Raw genomic sequence first — 16,878 nt, forward strand, 5'->3', positions numbered from 1 at the left:
AATGATTATATGGGATGACAGCTTAAACTCCCTTTTTATTAATGGAAAGTGGCAAAGTTCCATTTCAGGAAGATCAGAAAGTGTCATTAACCCAGCCACGCATGAGAAACTAACGGAGGTCGCATGGGCAGGTCGAACAGAAGCAGAAAGTGCAATCCAATCCGCTTCCTCTGCCTTCCACTCATGGTCTAAGAAGACTGCACGAGAACGGTCGGAAATTTTATATAGAACTCATGAGTTATTATTAGAACGTGTGGATCGTCTCTCTACAATCTTAACGATGGAACAAGGAAAACCATTAGCAGAAGCTAAGGGAGAAATCCGGTCCGCTGCAAACTTTTTTCTTTGGTATGCTGAAGAAGCGAATCGTTTATACGGAGAATGGATTCCTTCTTCCATTCCAGGAAAACGACTACTTGTAAAGCCAGAACCTATTGGAGTAATTGCAGCCATTACACCTTGGAACTTCCCTTCTTCCATGATTGCTAGAAAGCTTGCTCCAGCACTTGCTTCAGGATGTACCGTTATCTTAAAACCCGCTCCCGAAACACCTTTATCTGCTATAGAACTAGTTTCAATTTTAGCAGAAGCAGGCGTTCCAGATGGAGTCGTTAATTTAGTTACAGGTGATGCTTTAGAAATAGGTTCTGCTTTAATGGAGAGTAGAGATGTACGTTTGATTACCTTTACTGGATCTACAGAAGTCGGAAAGCTCCTAATGAAAGGTAGTGCAGATACACTTAAGAAACTTTCACTCGAACTTGGTGGTCATGCACCTATTCTTGTATTTGAAGATGCCAATCTTGAACGTGCTGCTAGTCAAACCTTAGCTAGCAAATTTCGTAATAGCGGGCAAACGTGTATATGTGCTAATCGCGTTTATGTACATGAGAATGTTAAAGAACGTTTTATAGACTTACTTCAGAATAAGATTCGTCATCTAAAAGCAGGAAACGGGTTAGAAAAAAGTGTAGATCTAGGCCCCTTAATTAACCGACAATCATTAGATAAAGTGCAATCCCATGTAGAGGATGCTATTCAAAAAGGAGCAAAGGTTCTAAACGGAGGCGCCCCCCTCCAGGTTGACTTGAGTGGCCACTTCTATTCCCCCACTCTTCTGACGAAGGTCACTAATGATATGAAAGTGATGCAAGAAGAAACATTTGGTCCCCTTCTACCGCTTCAGACTTTTATAGAAGAAGCAGACGTGATTCATAGAGCTAATGACACAGACTATGGCCTAGCAGCCTACTTATTTACTGAAAACCTGAGTCGCGCTACGAGAGTATCAGAAGCTCTTCAATATGGAATCGTAGGAGTAAATGACGTATTTCCAGCTGTTCCAGAGGCTCCATTTGGAGGGATTAAGCAATCTGGAATTGGCAAAGAAGGAGGATCACTTGGTATTCATGAGTATGTAAATATTAAATATATCTCGACGATGATTGATGAATAAAGACATTACTCTCTTTTGGATGACTCGCTCATTCATGAGAGAGTTTTTGTATATGAAAAAGAAAGCATCCATAGATGTGACTATGAATGCTTGGCCTCGTATTGTAGTTCGTACTGCTTGTATAAATCCTTTAAAGCGGATACGAGGGCATTCCCCGCTTTACCTAAATAATGGTGTCGTATAGCTTCAATAGGTTCATCAACAGAATGCCTCAAGCTATACCCTCTAAGAAGTTCGCTAATAAACTGACGTCCGTGTTCTGTTGCCAACGTACAGTTAGCCTCCATGATGACACCATAGTTACAATCCACTTCTGCTGTAATTGTTAGGACATCATACATATTGTGAGCAGCCATTCCAGCAGGCAATCTAGCGTGACCAGCAATAAAGTACGTCTTCACATAATCCCCCCACTAGTATTGTCGATAACCGATACTTATAGAAATTTGATGAGCAGTGCGTGCTGCAGCCTCCTTAATTACACTCAAATTGTGCCCTTCGAAATGACTCGACAACCCACTCACAGCGAGAGCGGCTATAACTTCATTCTTGTGATTATAGATTGGATAAGAGATTCCTGTTGTATCATGGTCTTGCTCCCCCTTGCTAATTGAGTATCCTTGCATTCTGATCATTTCTAATTCAAGCTTAAGATCTTCTAAATCGATTTGAGTGCAATCATCCATGGATAATGATAAATCTCTTAAAATACTCATCTTTTTATCTGATTGTGTAAATGCAAAAAGAAGTTTAGGGCCTGACCCTATATAAAGAGGAACCGTTTTCCCGATCTTCGTATACAAGCGAAGCGCTCGATTTGAATCAACTTTCTCAATATAGGTCGCTTTATCATCATTCACTACTGCAAGATGGATGACCTCATTTATATCTTTTGCTAAAGCCTCCATTAAAGGCTTTGCAATCCGTCTTAACTCAATTTGATCTGCCACACGGTACCCGAGTTCCATTAACTTAATTCCTAGGCGATAACGACTATCATATTCAGATTCCTTTGATTTTACTAGAAATCCTCCTTTTTCGAGCGATGAAAGTAGACGATAAGCAGTTGCCTTTGGAAGGTTTGATTTTAGTGTGATCTCTCTGAGGGTGAGTTCTGGTGTCTCTTCTGTAAAGTAGTCCAGTAGTTTCAAAGCTTTCATGACACTCTGATTCATCTTTGGTCTCCTTTGTTTATCTTGCCCTCATAATATTCGTACAGACTCTTTATAAAAAGGAGGGATCAATTGATCCCTCCCCTTGTGTTCTTAGATTTGTACATGTGATGGATGAATCGTCATTTTTTCTTTAATATCTACACCTCGTTTCGCCATTTCTTTAATGTAGACATCTCCAGGCACAATTTTTTCAGGAGGGTGCACGCCTCTTTTCGTGATCACCCCACTACCAATTAATTGTGAGACGACTGAAATCGTATTAGCAGTTGCACGTGCCATTGCGGTTACGTTACTAGAACGGTCCTTAAAGGTTACCATTTCATATTCATAAGTTGTTTTTTGACCATTTTTAAGCCCGCTTACTTGAACGCGTAAAAGTACTGCATCATCTTTATCCTTAAGATCAACTATTGGATCAATGGTTTTAAGGAGCACTTCACGAGGTTTTACCATCATTCCGTTTATTTCTACTTCATAATCATTACTTGTAAGATTAAGATCTACTAACAGTTTCATTTTCTCTGCATGACCTGGGTATCGTATTGTTTTGTACTCGAGGTCATGAATATTCGGAAAAGAATGAAGCAATGTTGATGTGCCACCAGAGGTATGAAACGCCTCCAGGGGACCAAATTTATCAAAGTAAAGACGTTCAACCTCCGTTAAAGAAGCTACTTGTTGCTTTGATCCATTCCGAATAATCGTAGATGGATCCGTGTAGTGGTCAAATAATCCTTCCATGGAGAAAACATGATTATACTCAAGTGGTGCTTCTGGTTTTACAGGGATGCCTCCAACAAATAAACGGATCGACTCAGGATGGTCCAGTTTGCTAGCTCCATAACCCGATAAAATGTTAATCATACCTGGGGCAACGCCGAGGTCAGGTATAATCGTTACATTAGCTATATTGGCATCATCATGCATGCGTAGAACATTATCTGTAACGCTTCCAATATGACCACCTAAGTCTACCGAGCTTACCCCAACTTCTATCGCTGCCTGTGCGACTCGCTCATTAAAGGAGTAGAACAATGCATTAATGACTACATCAAACTGTCTTATATATGCTTTTAAGTCTGTAGGGTTTCCGGCATCAACTTGATACGCTTTAAGTTTAGAAGAGTTCAGTATTCGACATACTGCTTCGGCTCGCCCTAATTCAATATCAGCCAGCCCAACTTCTACAACAGCTGGATTTTGAGTTAAGTCACGTGCGGCTTCTTTACCCATTAAACCTGAACCTAGTACACCTATTTTCATGAGATCAAGTCCCCCTTTTAAGAATTAATCAACGTCGATTTGAGCTCGTTGGAGTTTACCGCTGTAGTCTACATAGACTGCTTTCCACTCTGTAAATACATCAAGGGCCGCTACACCTGAATCACGATGTCCATTCCCAGTTCCTTTCGTGCCTCCAAATGGTAAATGGATTTCAGCACCTGTTGTCCCAGCATTGACATAAACAATACCTGTATCTAAATCTCTTTGAGCAGCAAAAACTCGGTTCACATCTCGCGTGAAAACAGAACTTGATAAGCCATATTCAACACCGTTGTTTACTTCAATTGCCTCCTCGAAGCTCTTAACAGGTATCAAGGATACGACAGGACCGAATATCTCCTCTTGTGCGATCTTCATATCAGGCGTAGCGTCCGTAAACAGCGTTGGGGCAAAATAGTTCCCATCTGCATATTCTCCATTAGTTAATACATATCCCCCCGCAAGTAATTTTGCGCCTTCTTCTTGACCGATCTTAATATAGTTCTGGATCTTTTCAAGGCCATCTTTGTTAATAATCGGGCCAACTTTATTCGTTTCATCTAGTCCGTTTCCAATAGTAAGTTTCTCCATCTCTGAAAGGAGGCGCTCTTCAAGACGTTCTTTTACATCTTCATGTACAATCACCCTGCTACAAGCTGTACAGCGCTGTCCGCTAGTGCCAAAAGCACTCCACAGTATGCCTTCTGTGGCCAGGGATAAATCTGCATCATCCATGACGATCACAGCGTTCTTCCCGCCCATTTCTAGAGACACTTTTTTAAGTTGCTCTCCGCATTTGGCTGCAATCGTCCTCCCTACATCATTAGATCCTGTAAAAGAGATTACGCGTACATCCTTATGATGAACCATCGTATTACCAACCTTAGATCCTGAACCAAATACTACATTTAATACGCCTTTAGGCAAACCAGATTCTTCAAAAATCTTGGCAAGTTCATAAGCCATTAGCGGCGTCTCTGTGGCAGGCTTCCAAACCACCGCATTTCCTGCTACAATGGCGGGAAATGACTTCCAAGTAGCTATGGCAATTGGGAAGTTCCAAGGCGTAATAATACCTACAACTCCGACTGGCGCTCGTACGCTCATAGCAAATTTGTCTTTTAGCTCAGAAGGAGTAGTTTGACCAAATAATCTTCGCCCTTCTCCTGCCATATAAAAAGCCATGTCGATGCCTTCTTGAACTTCTCCACGTGCTTCTTCAATGACTTTTCCATTCTCCATCGTTAAGATTTGTGAAAGGTCCTCTTTTCTTTCTTTCATTAACATACCTACCCGATACAAAACTTCTGCTCGCTGTGGAGCTGGCACAAGCGCCCATTCTTTTTGTGCTTCCTTTGCTGTTTGGACAGCTTTGTTCACATCCTCCTCACTTGATAAGGGAACTTGGACAAGTGTTTCCAAATTTGCAGGATTCTTCACCTCTGTGAATTGGTTGCTAGAAGTGTTTACCCAATTACCGTTAATAAAGTTCATTAGTTTTTCTTCTTGGATGAGTGTTTTTGTCATGAAAATGACCTCCTTAGAATGATAGTTATATGGTTAATGAACAATGATGTCCATAACACTTACCTTTGTTGCTTTCTGATCCCCTCAATCGTAGAGGAGACCGAAATGAGATTCGGATCGCTTTCGATTTCAATGACGACTGGCTTCTCGGTTTGGAGTGCGCACTGGATAGCCATTTCAAATTCATCAATGGTCCGAACAAAGTACCCAGTCGCTCCAATAGATTGGGCCAGATTAGTAAACGGAACGCTTCCAAGCTCTGTACCAATTGGCTTAAAAGGATAATGCATCTCCTGGTGCATACGTATAGTTCCGTACATTTTATTGTTAAATACAATAGATATGATCGGGATGTTGTATCTAACCGCTGTTTCGATCTCCTGCATGGTCATCATAAACCCGCCGTCCCCTGAAAGAGAGATGACTGTACGTTGTGGGTGAGCAAGCTTTGCACCAAGAGCGGCAGGCATACCATACCCCATTGCACCAGAAGTAGGGCCTACATACGTATTTCTCTCTGTAAACTGAAAGAAGGTATGTAACCAACCCGCAAAGTTTCCTGCATCATTTGTTACTAATGCATCCTTAGGTAAGTGAGCTTGTAGCTTACCTATAATTTGTGAATGGAAATTATGACAATCTAAATCTTGTAGAGTAAGTCTCGTCACATTTTCATATACTTTCCTTCGTTCCTCTGCCCAGTCCTTCCACACAGTTGATAGGTTAATAGATAATAGATCTTGTAAACCTTCTTTAAGATCGGCAACTATGCCGATATCAGGCTGATAGGTTTTGCCAATTGTTTCGTAGTCAATATCTATGTGAACAAGCCTCTTCTCCCCCGTAATCATTGAGTAATCCTGTGTTGTGACTTCTGATAAGCGAGTACCAAAAGCAAGGATTACATCCGATTGTTGAACGGTTTCTAAAATAGATTTGTGAGTTCCTAAACCTAGGTGGCCCAAATAGAGAGGGTGGTCATTTGGCAAAACATCATGTCTTCTGAACGATGCCATGACGGGAATTTGATACTTGTTTGCAAATTGTTTTAATTCCTCCTCAGCTCCAGAAGCCTTAACGCCTCCACCAGCAATGATTATTGGATGTTCCGAAGATTGTAATAACTGTTCAACACCATTAATCTCATTTTGTGAAGGGCGAGGTGCAGGTCTTCGAACAGGAGGGCCAAATGCCATAACAGATTCGTGTAGCAAGAGATCTTCTGGGAGAGATACAACGACAGGACCTGGCCTACCGGTTTGAGCTACTCTAAAGGCTCTCTGGACTAATTCTGGAACCCTTTTTGCATCACGTATTTCCACTGTCCATTTCGCAATATGGCTAAAATACTGGTCAAGATCAACTTCTTGAAACCCTTCTCTCCCCCTAAAGTCGCTGTGTACTTGCCCAAGGAATACAACCATAGGTGTGGAATCCTGGTGTGCTGTATGAACTCCTATCGTCAGGTTTGATCCCCCAACCCCTCTTGTAGCCATTACCACACCTGGTTTACCGCTAGCCTTGGCATAACCTTCTGCCATGAATGATGCTCCGCCTTCATGACGAGCAGATATGAGCTTGATGGAAGGTTCATCATAAATTGCATCCATAATAGGAAGGTAACTTTCTCCAGGAACACAAAATACGTGTTTTACTCCTTCAATTTTCATGCACTCTACAATAGCGTGAGCGCTTGTAAGCGTACGTTTAGTGGTTTTTGAACTCTTCTCAATCATTTGTTACCTCCCAGTCTAGAGCTTGCATACGTTGAACAGCTTCATTTAAACGATCTGTTGGAACACATAAAGATAAACGAAAGTATCCCTCTCCACCTTTACCAAATGCGTGACCAGGGGTAACAATAACTCCAGCTTCATTAAGTAGCTTTTCAGCAAAAGTTTGCGATGAATAGCCATTTGGAACTTTAGCCCAAACAAAGAATGTTCCACGAGGTTTTTCTGCTTGAATGTTTAGTTCTTTTAGAACATGGAGTATACTTTCTAGTCGTTCCTCATAGATATGATTATTCTCTTTTACTGTACTGAAGTCACTATTAAGGGCAGTCGCCCCTGCTTGTTGTATGGGAATAAATTGACTTGTGTCAGTGTTGCTTTTGATGATTGACATTGCACGAATTAATTCTGGACTCCCGGCGACATAGCCGATTCTCCAACCGGTCATATTAAAACTCTTGGAAAGAGATCCAAATTCAACAGCTATGTCTTTAGCGCCTGGTACCTCAAGTAAACTAGGAGCCTTATAGCCACCAAATGTTACAAGACTATAGGCTGCATCGTGAGCAAGACAAAGACCATGTTTTTTAGCAAATGTAAACGCTTCCAAAAATGTTCTATACTCTACTGTTGCCCCCGTTGGATTACTAGGATAGTTTAATAACATGACTTTGGTATTCTGTATCTCTTCTTGGGACAGCTTCTCATACATAGGGGTATATCCATTGAACGGATCAAGAGGTAATCGAATCGAGTTTCCATAAGCTAGATGTACAGCAGACTGATAGACTGGATATCCGGGATCAGGAAGGAGGACACTGTCTCCAGGGTCTACCACAGCTCGAATTAGATTAGCTAACCCTTCTTTCGAGCCAATAAGTGTCAATATCTCTGTTTCTGGATTAAGAGAAACCCCGTGATAGTTCTTGTAAAAGCGAGCTACAGCTTCTTTGAATTCTTGAATACCACTATAGGGAGAGTATTTATGGTGAGCTGATTTTTTAACTTCCTCAGTCAGTCGATCAATGATAAAGGAAGGTGTTTGTAAATCAGGAGCTCCAATACCAAGGTCAATAACATCTATTCCTTGTGCCTCTAGTTCCTTTTTCTTTTGATGAAAAACGGAAAATAAATATGGGGGTAAACTATTTACTTTTTGGGACACAAATGTCATAAGGTGCACCCTCCTCTTTATCATTTCACTAATCGAAACGCCATTTCATTATATGAATAGTAGTGAAGTCACATGACAATTTAAAGAAAGCTTTTAACTCTACTTTGCGATGGAATCTTGTTGTTCGTTTCTCACCATGGATTGAGGGGTTGGTTTCAATAAAATATAAACAATGATTAGCCCTACGACAACCATGCATAAGCTTAACCAAGTGCTGTTTGTTAGTCCTAAAACGATATATCCTAGCAAGGAAATTGCCGCAGCAGTAAGGGCATAAGGTATTTGTGTAGTGACATGGTCCATGTGATGACAATTTGCCCCTGTTGAAGAGAGAATCGTTGTATCAGATATTGGAGAACAATGATCCCCCATTACGGCACCTGCGAGTACAGCAGCAAGCATTGGTAAAAGTAAGTTCACGTCTGTAGCTACTGCAATTTGACCTGCAATTGGGAGAAGCAACCCAAAAGACCCCCACGAAGTACCTGTTGAAAAGGCAATCACACCTGCGAAAACGAAAAGAATGGCTGGTAAGAAGCTAGCGCTTATATTGGCCTCTTTCACAATTTCTGCAAGAAAATTACCCGTACCAAGTTGGTCAATTAAAGATACAATCATCCATGCTAGTATTAAAATCCCTATACTATGCATCATTGATCGTGTTCCTTCTTTTACACCTAGCCAAAGTTTAGATTCTGAAAACCTTCATTCTTTGAACTCTGTGAGTAGTACATAACAAATGTAACAACTAGGCCGACAATTCCTCCCACTAGTAAACCTTTTGGCACATCAGCATTTCCGAATACGTTAATGAGTGTCATTTCTTCTGTAGTGGCACTAATTCCTGACCATACGATCATACCGACCGTGGAGACAAACAAAATGGTAAGTGGCACAAATAAGTCACGCACTCTTCCTTTCTTACTTATTGGAAGTTTTTCCTCAGCATCAACAACTTCTTTGTGAGCAGGGTCAGTTACTTGCCCTGTCTGAAGTGCTCGTTTTTCGTGAACATTCATCGGACCGAAATCGACGTTTCGTATAGCGATAACAAAAACTAGTCCTAGAGCTGCCCATACATATAAGTTCATCGGGATCATCTGAATAAAGGCACTGAAAGCAGAAAAGTCATTAATGCCTTGTGTAACTAAAATACTTCCTATAATACCTATAATATAAGCTCCCCAACTAGAGATAGGTGCAACGACACATACGGGAGCGGCTGTAGAATCAATAATGTATGAGAGCTTTGCTCTTGAAATGCGGTGTTGATCCGTTACAGGTTTACAAACTTGCCCTACTGTAAGACTGTTAAAATAATCATCGATGAAAATTACGATTCCTAATAGAGCTGTCATAACTTGCGCCCCTGCCCTCGATTTGACTCGTTTGATCATCCACTCACCGAAAGCACGAGCACCTCCCATCATACTAATGAAAGCAGTAATGACACCAAGCATAAGTACAAATAACAAAATAAACACGTTCCAAGTATTTAATGATTCACCATCAACAAACACGCCTGAAAATGCGTCCCATATTAACCAGAAGCTATCTAACACATTAAATTGAGCTAATAACAAAGATGCAGCTACGATTCCAATTGCCAGAGATACTAATACACGCTTAGTTAGCAACACAAATAAAATCGCTAACAAAGGAGGTAACAAAGACCAAACCGTATTTTCCATACTTTAGTCTCCCTTATTCTATTTCATACCTGGCTGAGCCACTCTACATTGCTAAACGTTTGCTCAATCGATCCCCCTCCCGTAAATTAAGTCAGAATATTTGAATTATTTAATATTATTGCACAAATTTTAGTTATAAGGAATGGGAGTAAAGAATGTTTTTGAAATAAATTCCATATAAAAGATTCTTGTTACATATCACTATATAATCTTGTAATCATTTGTTTTGTATATGCACTTCTATTTGACTTGCAGAATGTCTAGTGAGGATTTATAACCAACTCATAGCAAAAATACTTGTTAGAAAACACCTTAAGAATTTAATCCGAAGGTTTTTAGGAACCATATGCCAAAATAAAAAACCTCCAATTTAAGACTGGAGGCTTTCTTATAATTACTTATTTAATTCTTTACTTGTTTCTGGTATGCCAGGTTGTTGTTCCTTTGTCCACGTACTTGTGGCTGGAATTTTCGAATAATCAGCTCTGTGAGCATATTTCCCTGCAACTTCAGTTACTTCCTGTAGAAGCCCTGTATCTAGTGTTGTTGGGTTTAATCCCTTAGATAAGAAGAGATCATTTCTTACATGAAGATCGTTTGCAGCAGCTTCTTTACGTGGGTTGGATACATAAGCAATTTCGCCGTTTGTCATTTCACTAACTAACTTTGCTAAGTCGTTAACACGATGGGTTTCTGTCATCTGATTAAAGATCATTACGCGATCCTCACTCGAAGGTGCATTTTCAATAGCGAGTTCGATACAACGGACCGTGTCTTGAATATGAATAAAGGCACGTGTTTGTCCACCTGTACCGTGCACTGTAATTGGATAACCAACTGCAGCTTGCATTAAGAAACGATTTAATACTGTACCATAATCGCCGTCATAATCAAAACGATTAATTAAGCGATCATCCATATTTGTTTCAGCTGTATTTGTACCCCATACGATTCCTTGATGCAAGTCCGTAATACGTATGGAATCGTTCTTATTATAGTATTGGAAGAGTAATTGATCTTGTGTTTTAGTCATATGATAGACAGAACCTGGGTTCGTTGGGTAAAGAATTTGTTGTTCAATTCGTTCGCCCGCTTCTGTTTTCACTTCCACATCGAGGTACCCCTCAGGAATCTTCATGCCCGCTGTTCCATAACCATAGACACCCATAGTTCCTAAGTGAACAAGATGAGTATCCAAGCCGGATTCTACGATGGCACAAAGAACATTATGCGTAGCATTAATATTATTATTAACCGTATAACGTTTATGTTTTGGTGATTTCATTGAATAGGGAGCTGAACGTTGCTCAGCAAAATGAACAATCGCGTCAGGCTTTTCTGAATTTAAAACGGCAAGAAAACCTTCGTAATCTTCGGCGATATCGATGTTATGAAAGCCGATCGTGTTCCCTGATACTTCCTTCCATGCTTCGATCCTTGTCCCCATTGGCTTAATAGGGGTCAATGAATCCGCTTCTAGTTCGTTATCAATATTACGTCTGGAGAGATTGTCGATGATTACAACTTCATGACCTATATTAGATAGGTGAAGACTTGTAGGCCAACCACAGAATCCATCCCCTCCTAAGACAAAAATCTTTTTTCTTGATTGTGTGTGTTTACTTTCTGAACTCATTTAAATACACCCTTTTATCGTTAATATGTACTGTTTCTTTAGGAGAGAAAGTAAGGAAAGAACATAATGCTAGATGGTCTACTACAGGAGTATAATGTTTTCCTTTTTATAAAAACCCCTTTTCATCATAACGAAAGCGGGAATTTGGTGCAACTATATTCACAGCCCGTTAACTATGATGACAATAAAAAAGAACCAAGAGCATGTAACTCTTAGTTCTTTTTGGAATATTAAGGTTCATTTAGTGAACTGTTTCTAGTTGTTTGGCCGGGCCAAAGAATTCATAATGCATACGTTCTTCCGGTACCCCCCATTGTTGTAACGCCTGGAAAGTCGCATTCATAAACCCAGACGGTCCACAGAAATAAAAGTCCATCTGATTATGTGGGAGAACCTTTTGCAACCATTCTAATGTTATATACCCTGTGTTTAAATCTTTTAATTTCCTATCCTCTTCGGTTGGATTTGAATACAACGTATAATTTTTAACCGTGTCAATTTGCTTAACAATTTGGTTTATTTCTCCCTTAAGCGCATGTAGCTGACTATTTCTGGCAGCGTGGATAAAGGTAACTTCACGATTAGGCTGTTGAGTTACAACCGTTTTTAACATGCTTACTAGAGGTGTAAGACCGACACCACCACTAATTAACACTAATGGAGTATCTCTTGATGTATCTAATACGAAGTCACCAGCTGGAGCACTTACTGGAATCGTATCCCCTTCTTTAATCGATTTGTGTAAATAGTTGGAAACCACCCCTTCTGGGTCATGATCACATTCCTGTTTAACGCTAATCCGGTAGTAATCTTGATGTGGGGCATCGGATAAACTATACTGACGAACATGTGTATAAGCCTCTCCCTCGATATGCAATTGAACACTAATATACTGTCCTGGTGAAAAGCTAGGTAAGGGCTTCTTGTCAATAGGTTCTAAATAGAAAGAGGTAATCACATCACTCTCGATCTCCTTACGGGTAACTTTAAACGCTTTAAAACCTTCCCATCCTCCAGGCTGCATGGCAGCTTCATCATACATATCTTGTTCTATTTCAATGAAGACGTTTGCAATAATACTATAAGCTTCTTCCCATGCTTGTAATACTTCTGGAGTAGCTCCATCACCAAGGACTTCTTTCATGGCTAACAGCAAATGTTCACCTACAACTGGATAGTGCTCAGCTTGGACACCAATACTTCTGTGCTTATGTGCAATTTGTTTCACTACAGGTAGGATCTCTTCTAGTCGGTCAATGTTTTCAGCCGCCGCATAAACTGCGTTTGCTAAAGCTGTTTGTTGACGACCTTTCTTTTGATTCGTTTGATTAAACAGATGTAATAGTTCAGGGTGATTAGCAAATAAGCGTTCATAGAAACGGGAAGTAATTTCTACACCTCTGTCTTTTAAGATAGGAGCTGTTGACTTAATAATCGCTATATTTTCGTTAGAAAGCATCTATAAAACCTCCATAAGTACGTATTGTTCTTCCTATATGTACATTGTAAATAAGAGGATCCTTATGTTTTGTGATGTATATCACACTATTTTTGACAATGTTGTTACAGAAACTATCACATAAAATTTTGCAAGACCTTTACCTTAAAGAATCTTTTAAGTCTGAGAGGTTCATAATCTCAATTGAAGAGCGACTCGAACGGATAAGCTCTTTCTTCTTTAATTCATTCAAAATCCGATTTATACTTTCTCTTGTAGAGCCTACCATATTAGCTAGGTGTGTATTTGTAAGTGGAACGCTAATATAAGCAGGTTGATTTTCAACAGTAATCCCCGATTCTTCTGCAAGTCGAATTAATGTTGAGATTACACGATGCCTTACATCTCTTGAAGATAACTCCTGAATACGTTCTGTGAGAAGAGATAACTTTTGTCCCATAACCTTCATTACCTGAACAGCAATAGATGGGTGATCGAGCATAAGCTGATCGAAGTCCTTAATTCGAATAACGTAAAGCTCCGCTTCTTCTAATACTTGCGCAGTAGCGGGATACGGTGTTTGTTCAAAAAAACCTACATGGGGAAACATTTCTCCTGATTGAAGAAAGTTAATGATATGCTCCTTCCCATTTAGGTCTGTTTTAGATGTTTTAATAATCCCTTTTCTTATAAAGTAAACAGCCTCTCGTTCTTGCCCCTCCATAAAGACGACTTCTTGCTTTTGATAGAGACGCTTCGTGGTAATTGTGCCTAAAGTGTATAAGTCCTTTTCCTCTAATGTGGAGAATAAAGGGATTTGTTTCAATAAATAATTTGTTTCCTCCGTCAATTCTAATTCCCTCCTTCACTATGCAAGTGTAACACGTTGAAACTAAACGAAGAAAAAGACCCGATATGGGCCTTTTACTTACGTAGAATATCATTAATCCACTCTTCTTTTTTCTGATCTACAAATGCATAGTCCATAGCTTTTGAATAAATGGTTTTGAGTTGATCTCTTACATTCTTCGCATTTTCAAGGAGGGATATAGCCTCATTCATTTTATCTTTATACTTTTTCGTGGTGCGATCTATCTCAATTGCATATGCTTCATCTGTTCCTGCCTGGATGCATCGCTTGTAAACATCGACAATTTCATCATTTTCTCGGTCTGGGAAGTATTCATGGGGAGCAGTGGAATCAAAAATAGCAATACCGAGTTCGCGTAAGATAATCATGTCTAGACTATTTGGGTCAAACCCACAGTGATATACTTCCAAATCATACCCTTTTTCTTCCCCCGCTTGAGCTATTTTCTTAAGCATTGTTGATTTACCTGAACCTGCTCTTCCTTTAATAAAGTATCGATTGTTTATGTCTGAAGTGAGTTGCTGTATAAAATCTTTAGCCCCTTCAGGTGTAGCGGCACCAAGAAAACGATGTTCAACTTTTGAGGCTTTAGATTGATCTTCATTTCCATAAAAAAGCTGAATTAACTCATTCGTCAACTTATTCGCTTCGTTAAAGTTCATCGAAGAAATGTATATATCCTCAAGTTCATCGTGAGCGCGAAGAGAATCGTTAAAGGTTTTATAGGACAGGTCGTAAAGTCGATCCAATTGCTTTGATAGGCGTACAATATCATCTTTATGTTGTGTTAATGAAACTGGGTCTACCCCTTCACTTAAATGAATAAAATGTGCGTCTCCCAGTTCATCCTTTTTAAGATGACGAATTAGTTGTTCATCTACTAACGCAATTCCTTTATCACGTATGATTAAACCGTCCAGACTTCCTGGTTCAGATGGAGAATGTAGGTATTCTAAGAAATGCTTCGTCCCTTTTACCTCTTCAGCAACTGACTTAATAAATGTCGACTTCCCGATGCCAGGCCCACCGGTTAGAACATAACACTTATCCAACCCTTTTAAAATGGATTCTGTTAGACGGTAATATCCTTCAGCAGTATTACCTGCAATATAATAGTGATGGCCATTTTGACTCATGCAGTCACCCTCTTTCATTCGATACCGCTAGCATATGAAGGGATCCTCTAATAGGTGAATGCCTAAACATTTATTCTTGTAAGCCAATCCTTTTTCTAGCTATAATAGAGCTACCGATTAATAAAGGAGTATTACATATGGAAAAGAAAGACTTAGAAGAACAAATTATTAAAAACTTTCAACAAGATGAACAGATGATGATTCTTGTTTTTGCTCAGTGGTGTGTTAACCATGACCTGGATCCGAAAGAATTGTATTTCAGAGCTTATCCAAATCAACAGGATAACCCTTCCCTTCAACAAGGTATAGATTTAACGGTATCAAAACAGGAAGCTGAACATATACCAGACCAAACGCTTCTTGGTGTGCTATCGCTTTATGGAAACGATGACCTTGCATTTGCTGTAACAGAAGAAATTCATGAGAGGGACAAAAAGGAGTAGCGTATTAGGCGCTACTCTTTCTTTATGTATAGAGGAAGCATGAATCTTCTAGAGTTGAATCCTTATCAGCAAATTGGTATATTTATATACGTATACCCGTATCGGGAGGGTTAATATGAATATCGAAAAAGGCATCCGCCAAAATCTTGTTACTTTTATCATATTAGTGTGCATTAATGTTTTCGTTGGCTCTATGGTGGGGTTAGAAAGAACAGTATTACCTATATTAGCTAAAGAGGAATTTGGCATTGCTTCTGTTACAGCAACTTTGTCGTTTATTGTTTCTTTTGGTGTAACTAAAGCTTTAATGAATTTATTAGCTGGACATTTAGCGGATCGCTTTGGAAGGAAATCGCTTTTAATCGTTGGATGGTTCATTGCAGGTTGTGTACCACTCCTAATTATATTCGCTCAATCCTGGTGGATCATTATAGCAGCAAATGTACTTCTAGGCTTGAGTCAAGGACTTACATGGTCCATGACAGTAAATATGAAAATTGACCTTGCCAAAGACAATCAAAAAGGAATCGCGGTCGGATTAAATGAATTTGCCGGTTATGTTGGTTTGTCTCTTACAGCCTTATTGTCTGGGTACGTTATGACTAGATACTCCGCAAGACCTGAACCTTTCTTAATCGGTTTCTTCATTGTGTTTTTAGGTCTTACATTGTCTGCAATGGTAAAAGACCATCAGCACAAAGACAAAAAGATGAAAAGGTCCACACCTACATTTCGTTCTGTTTTTGTTAAAACTTCCTTTCAAGATTCCAATTTATCAACTACAAGCTTGATTGGATTAACGACCAACTTCAAAGACGGAGTAGCTTGGGGTCTATTCCCTTTATTCTTTGCTACAACCTCTCTATCCGGAAGTCAAATGAGTCTTGTTATTGCTCTCTATCCGGCAAGTTGGGGGATTTTCCAGCTGGTTACGGGTCCACTAAGCGACAAATGGGGGCGCAAGTGGCTCATCCTTTCAGGTGTAATGCTGCAACTTATTGGCCTCCTAAGTATACTGTTTGGAACAATGTTTTACACTTGGCTGATGGCATCTTTATTATTAGGAATCGGAACAGCGCTGGTTTATCCAACATTAATTGCTAGTATAAGTGATGTAGCTTCTTCTTCATGGCGTGCCACTTCTTTAGGGGTGTATCGCTTTTGGCGTGATAGTGGTTATGCATTTGGGGCTTTAGCAGGTGGTGTTGTAGCTGATCAATTCGGAATAGAAAATGCTTTGCTATTTACGGTGTGCTTCATAGGCTTAACATTACTAATCGCTCTTTTCCGTCTAACGGAAACAAATATAAAAAATGACGCCTAATAAGGCGTCAT

The 16,878-nt window shown here is 39.8% G+C and carries 15 protein-coding genes; 3 read left to right on the plus strand and 12 right to left on the minus strand.

Annotated features, from left to right (window positions below; genetic code table 11):
* Position 1 precedes the first annotated feature (1 nt).
* A complete protein-coding gene (locus tag IEW76_RS00990) occupies positions 2 to 1,456 on the plus strand; it encodes an NAD-dependent succinate-semialdehyde dehydrogenase (protein ID WP_188650064.1) in 1,455 nt (484 codons plus the stop codon).
* Positions 1,457 to 1,536: 80 nt separating this feature from the next.
* Here the strand turns inward: IEW76_RS00990 and IEW76_RS00995 are convergent, their stop codons facing one another.
* From IEW76_RS00995 to IEW76_RS01045, 12 genes are all read right to left on the minus strand, one after another.
* Positions 1,537 to 1,857 (minus strand): DUF3870 domain-containing protein, encoded by a 321-nt coding sequence (locus IEW76_RS00995; RefSeq protein WP_188650066.1) that lies wholly within the window; start codon positions 1,855 to 1,857, stop codon positions 1,537 to 1,539.
* Between the two features lie 12 nt (positions 1,858 to 1,869).
* On the minus strand, positions 1,870 to 2,631 hold the full coding sequence (locus IEW76_RS01000; protein WP_188650068.1) for an IclR family transcriptional regulator: 762 nt from the start codon (positions 2,629 to 2,631) through the stop codon (positions 1,870 to 1,872).
* Between the two features lie 90 nt (positions 2,632 to 2,721).
* On the minus strand, positions 2,722 to 3,894 hold the full coding sequence (locus IEW76_RS01005) for a saccharopine dehydrogenase family protein (protein WP_188650070.1): 1,173 nt from the start codon (positions 3,892 to 3,894) through the stop codon (positions 2,722 to 2,724).
* A 24-nt stretch (positions 3,895 to 3,918) separates the two neighbouring features.
* A complete protein-coding gene (locus IEW76_RS01010; protein ID WP_188650072.1) occupies positions 3,919 to 5,421 on the minus strand; it encodes an aldehyde dehydrogenase family protein in 1,503 nt (500 codons plus the stop codon).
* A 59-nt stretch (positions 5,422 to 5,480) separates the two neighbouring features.
* A complete protein-coding gene (locus IEW76_RS01015; RefSeq protein WP_188650074.1) occupies positions 5,481 to 7,157 on the minus strand; it encodes a thiamine pyrophosphate-dependent enzyme in 1,677 nt (558 codons plus the stop codon).
* The gene (locus IEW76_RS01020; RefSeq protein WP_188650076.1) at positions 7,150 to 8,328 is read right to left on the minus strand and encodes an aminotransferase class I/II-fold pyridoxal phosphate-dependent enzyme; all 1,179 of its coding nucleotides are present in this window, start codon (positions 8,326 to 8,328) and stop codon (positions 7,150 to 7,152) included. The genes IEW76_RS01015 and IEW76_RS01020 overlap by 8 nt, the downstream gene beginning before the upstream one ends.
* Positions 8,329 to 8,427: 99 nt before the next feature.
* On the minus strand, positions 8,428 to 8,982 hold the full coding sequence (locus IEW76_RS20915; protein ID WP_268235017.1) for a Na+/H+ antiporter NhaC family protein: 555 nt from the start codon (positions 8,980 to 8,982) through the stop codon (positions 8,428 to 8,430).
* A 23-nt stretch (positions 8,983 to 9,005) separates the two neighbouring features.
* Positions 9,006 to 10,019, minus strand: a complete 1,014-nt coding sequence (locus IEW76_RS20920) for a Na+/H+ antiporter NhaC family protein (protein WP_268235018.1) — start codon at positions 10,017 to 10,019, stop codon at positions 9,006 to 9,008.
* A 394-nt stretch (positions 10,020 to 10,413) separates the two neighbouring features.
* A complete protein-coding gene (locus IEW76_RS01030; protein ID WP_188650078.1) occupies positions 10,414 to 11,655 on the minus strand; it encodes an NAD-dependent epimerase/dehydratase family protein in 1,242 nt (413 codons plus the stop codon).
* A gap of 241 nt (positions 11,656 to 11,896) precedes the next feature.
* A complete protein-coding gene (gene hmpA / locus IEW76_RS01035) occupies positions 11,897 to 13,114 on the minus strand; it encodes an NO-inducible flavohemoprotein (RefSeq protein WP_188650081.1) in 1,218 nt (405 codons plus the stop codon).
* Between the two features lie 139 nt (positions 13,115 to 13,253).
* Complete coding sequence (locus IEW76_RS01040) at positions 13,254 to 13,943, minus strand: Crp/Fnr family transcriptional regulator (RefSeq protein WP_229721077.1); 690 nt, start codon at positions 13,941 to 13,943, stop codon at positions 13,254 to 13,256.
* A 74-nt stretch (positions 13,944 to 14,017) separates the two neighbouring features.
* On the minus strand, positions 14,018 to 15,100 hold the full coding sequence (locus IEW76_RS01045; protein WP_188650083.1) for a PRK06851 family protein: 1,083 nt from the start codon (positions 15,098 to 15,100) through the stop codon (positions 14,018 to 14,020).
* Between the two features lie 137 nt (positions 15,101 to 15,237).
* Between IEW76_RS01045 and yxiS the strand changes: the two genes are divergently transcribed.
* Together yxiS and IEW76_RS01055 are read left to right on the plus strand one after the other, a co-directional pair.
* Positions 15,238 to 15,543 carry a protein YxiS gene (yxiS, locus tag IEW76_RS01050; protein ID WP_188650085.1) on the plus strand — a complete coding sequence of 102 codons (306 nt, stop codon included), beginning with the start codon at positions 15,238 to 15,240 and terminating at the stop codon, positions 15,541 to 15,543.
* A gap of 115 nt (positions 15,544 to 15,658) precedes the next feature.
* On the plus strand, positions 15,659 to 16,867 hold the full coding sequence (locus tag IEW76_RS01055) for an MFS transporter (protein WP_188650087.1): 1,209 nt from the start codon (positions 15,659 to 15,661) through the stop codon (positions 16,865 to 16,867).
* Positions 16,868 to 16,878: the final 11 nt, after the last annotated feature.

Source organism: Pontibacillus salipaludis, from assembly GCF_014642405.1.
GTDB lineage: Bacteria > Bacillota > Bacilli > Bacillales > BH030062 > Pontibacillus > Pontibacillus salipaludis.